This is a genomic window from Actinoplanes sp. NPDC051633, assembly GCF_040681735.1.
Lineage (GTDB): Bacteria > Actinomycetota > Actinomycetes > Mycobacteriales > Micromonosporaceae > Actinoplanes.
Genome location: NZ_JBFAZH010000797.1, coordinates 1 through 3,659, shown reverse-complemented (window position 1 = coordinate 3,659; position 3,659 = coordinate 1). Strand labels below are relative to the sequence as shown.

The 3,659-nt window shown below is 72.6% G+C and carries 3 protein-coding genes and 1 pseudogene; 2 read left to right on the top strand and 2 right to left on the bottom strand.

Annotated features, from left to right (window positions below; genetic code table 11):
* Window positions 1–50: 50 nt before the first annotated feature.
* Both AB0M20_RS32200 and AB0M20_RS32195 read right to left on the bottom strand, forming a co-directional pair.
* Window positions 51–1,520 (bottom strand): annotated as a pseudogene (locus AB0M20_RS32200) (chorismate-binding protein); the annotation flags it as partial.
* 149 nt (window positions 1,521–1,669) lie between these two features.
* On the bottom strand, window positions 1,670–1,909 hold the full coding sequence (locus AB0M20_RS32195; protein WP_364304102.1) for a hypothetical protein: 240 nt from the start codon (window positions 1,907–1,909) through the stop codon (window positions 1,670–1,672).
* Window positions 1,910–2,133: 224 nt separating this feature from the next.
* Between AB0M20_RS32195 and AB0M20_RS32190 the strand changes: the two genes are divergently transcribed.
* Entirely contained in the window at window positions 2,134–2,508 is a 375-nt protein-coding gene (locus tag AB0M20_RS32190) for a response regulator (protein WP_364304101.1), read from the top strand.
* 14 nt (window positions 2,509–2,522) lie between these two features.
* A partial coding sequence (locus AB0M20_RS32185; RefSeq protein ID WP_364304100.1) for a CHASE3 domain-containing protein occupies window positions 2,523–3,659 on the top strand: 1,137 nt, incomplete at its 3' end.

Here is a 3,659-nt window from a genome sequence, read left to right as displayed (position 1 = left end):
ATCAAGGCTTAGAATACCAAATAAAGCACTCAGAAGGCTTTGAACATTGAAAGCTGATGGCCGAGGCAGACGCCGAGCACCGGACGCCGCGCGGCGAGCAGGCCGGTCAGCAGCCCGCGCAGATAGGCCATCTTGGGATCGGCGGCCGACGGGTCTCCCGGCCCCGGGCCGGCGATGACGAGATCCTGCGAGATCAAACCCATTTCCGGGTACGGGGTGACCGTCACGTCCAGGCCGAGACTGCGCAGCTGGTGCGCCAGCATCGCGGTGAAGGTGTCCTCACCGTCCACTATCAACGCCGACCGTCCGGCGAGGACCGCCTGGTCGGGCGTGCGCTCGTCCAGCCAGAAGCGCGCCAGGTCGACGTTGCGGGCGGCGAGCGCCTCGGCGACCTCCGGCGTGTCGATCTCGGGCGGCGTCACCCGATCCCGGCCGGGCCGCACGCCCAGCGCGGCCAGCACCCCGGCGGCCTTGGTGTGCGTCTCGGCGACCTCCCCGGCCGCGGTCGAGTGCCGCACCAGCGTCGCGCCGACCGGCACCCGCAGCGTCCCGTCCGGCGCGAACTCCGCCGTGCGGATCAAGATCGGCGCGTCCAGCGTCTGCCGGCCCTCGGCGTCGTGGCCGAGCAGCGCCAGCACGCCGGCGTAGTAGCCGCGGCCACGACGCTCGTGCCGGGCGATCACCCGGCAGGCGTTCTCGATCGGGCTGCCGGTGACCGTCGGGGCGAACATCGTCTCGCGCAGCACGTCGCGCACGTCCAGCGTGCCGCGACCGGCCAGCAGGTACTCGGTGTGGGTGAGATGGGCCATCTGCTTGAGGTACGGGCCGATCACCTGGCCGCCGCGCTCGGCGACCGCGGCCATCATCTTCAGCTCCTCGTCCAGCACCATGTAGAGCTCCTCGATCTCCTTCGGATCGCGGAGGAACTCGGCCAGATCACCGCCGTCGCCGTGCCGGAAGGTGCCGCTGATCGGGTTCATCATGGTGAGCCCCGCCTCGACGCTGACGTGCCGTTCCGGGGACGCGCCGACCAGGGTCCGCGTGCCGGTGTGCACCAGGAACGTCCAGTACGCGCCCTGCTCACCGGCCAGCAGGCGGCCGAAGGCGGCGCGCGCGGCCGCGTCCACCTCCCCGTCGACGCGGGCGGTGAAGGTGCGGTGGATGACGAAGTTGGCGCCCTCGCCGCGGCCGATCTCGTCGCGCAGGACGTCGCCGACGATCTCGGCGTACCGGTCGTCGGAGATGTCGAAGTCGCCGCCGGTGACGGCCGGCCGCCGCCCGGTGATGAAGTCCGCCGTGTCCTGCTGGGAGCGCGATGTGATCACCAGGCACTCGAGGGGCGCATGGTCGTCGACGCAGTCGAAGCCGCGCTCGGTGATCTGGCGGTACGGGATCAGCGCCAGCGTCTCCTGCTCGGCGCAGAGCGGGATGTCGGCGAGCGTCGCGACGGTCACGACGTCGCCGGTGAGCACTTCGACGTGGTCGGCGCCGTCGCGGTGGATGAATGCGTACCCGGTCATGGGTCCTCTTTCTCGGGGTCGCCCGAGACGGGACCTCTTACCGGCCGCCTCGGGGAGGCGGCCGCGGGTGATTACACGCGCGGGGGAGTGGCCGCCTGGTCGGCGGGCCACCACATGGTCAGTCGCGCGTGCATGGCGAGGAGCTTAACTCAGATCACGGTGAACGCGTCACGCACCGCGTGCCGCGCCCATTGCATGCGTCCCGGAGCGCAGTCCGGGTGCTCGCCGAACTCCTGCGCGACCAGCTCGGCGCAGCCGCCGGCGCCCAGCCGGTCGAGCGCCGCCAGCACCGCCGCACGGACCGACTCCGGGGAGGGCCGGTCGGAGCGCTGCAGGTCGGACGCGAAGAGCGCCTCGGTGCGGACATCATCGGTGAGCAGTGCGGTCATCAGGTCCTCCTGCCGGGTGTGGAAAGCGGTGGCTGTCTGTGTCCAGCACACCCCTGCCCGGCTGCAGCGCCGCTGCGGGCCGGTTGCGATGCCGTTGCGCCGTCCACATCCTTAAGCCTCGCCGGCAGCGAAGGCTGTGTGCTTTTCCGGAGCGGCAGTCACACCTGGGTTAACCGGATATCGTCGCAATAGGTAGCGAGTGTGCGAGAACCGGGGGAAAAGCCGTGACCGTGGTGCTGGTCGCCGACGACGACGCCGACATCCGTGACCTGGTGGCCTTCAAACTCGAACAGGCCGGGCTCGAGGTGATCGCGGTCGAGGACGGGCAGGCCGCGGTGGAACAGGCCCGGGCCAGGCAGCCCTCGCTCGCCGTGCTGGACGTCTCCATGCCCGGGCTGTCCGGCATCGACGTGTGCCGGATGCTGCGCGCCGACCCGGCCACCGCCGGGATGCTGATCATCATGCTCACCGCCCGGGTGCAGGAGCAGGACGTCGAGGGCGGCTTCAGCGCGGGCGCCGACGACTACGTGACCAAGCCGTTCAGCCCGCGGGAGCTGGTCTCGCGCATCCAGGCCCTGCTCAGCCGGACCCGCGCCTGACGGCCTGAGATCCCATGCGCGGCGACGGGTCGGTCCGGCGGCTGCTCACCCGGGCCTTCGCCGTCCTGGTGCTGCTGATCGTCTGCGCCGGGCTGGCTGAGATGACCACGGTGCTGATCCAGCATCGGGCGGTCGACCAGCTGAGCACCCACGTGCAACCGCTGCAGGTGGCCAACGGGCATCTGCGCAACGTGCTCGCCGACGCCCAGCGGGGCCTGCGTGGCTACCTGCTGACCGGCGACGGGCAGCTGCTGGACACCTATTACGTCGCCCGCAGCGACTACGAGCTGGCGGTGCGCGACCTGCGCGAGCTGACCTCCGACCGCGAGCGCGACGCGGTGAACGCTCAGGTCACCCGCGCCGACGCCTGGTGGGTGCTGGCCGAGCGGCAGCGCCGGGCGCCGCCGCGCAGTGACGCCGCCGCCCACTACGTCGCCGAGGGCAAACCGCTGTTCGCGGCCTTCGTGAGCGCCAACGAGGACCTGGCCGGCTCACTGGCCGGGCGGGCCGCGGCGCTGCAACGCCGCAGCGCGACCCTGGGCTCGCTGACCGTCGGTGCGGTCGCCGCGCTCACCCTGATCGCGGCCGGGCTGGCGGCGATCACCGCCCGGCGCACCAACCGGCGCATCACCGGCCCGCTGAGCCGGCTGGTCGAGGTGCTGGACCGGCGGCGCGCCGGGGACTTCGCGGCCCGGGCCGCGGTGGACGACGGGCCGGCGGAGATCCGCGCCGTCGCCGCCGCGGTGAACACCACGGCCGACGAGAGCGACCGGATCCGCACGCTGGACGCCGACATCGCCCGGCTGCGCAGCGCCGTCCGGGACCTCGGCTACCGGATCCGCGGCCACCTGGTGGTCGACGACGCGCTCCGCGAGGCGGTGCAGGGGCTGGCCGCGACGCTGGGCGCCGACCACGTGCTGGTGCGGATGGCGGCCGGGCAGGCCGGGGTGCCACCGGTGGTCAGCCTGCGCGACGAGCACCTGCCGGGCGGGCCGCTGGTGGCGCTCGCCGGCTGCGACATCGGCTGGCTGCGCAGCGGCGACGTGTGGGTCACCGACGATCCGGCGCCGGCCGGGGACGTGCGCCCGCCGGACGCCGAACGGCAGGCCTGGGCGGCGGCCGGCGACGGCGCGGTGCTCACCGTCGCGGTC

Bases quoted from the DNA above. Each gene is read 5' to 3' on its own strand.
- AB0M20_RS32195 (WP_364304102.1), bottom strand. From the start codon at position 1,909: ATGACCGCACTGCTCACCGATGATGTCCGCACCGAGGCGCTCTTCGCG.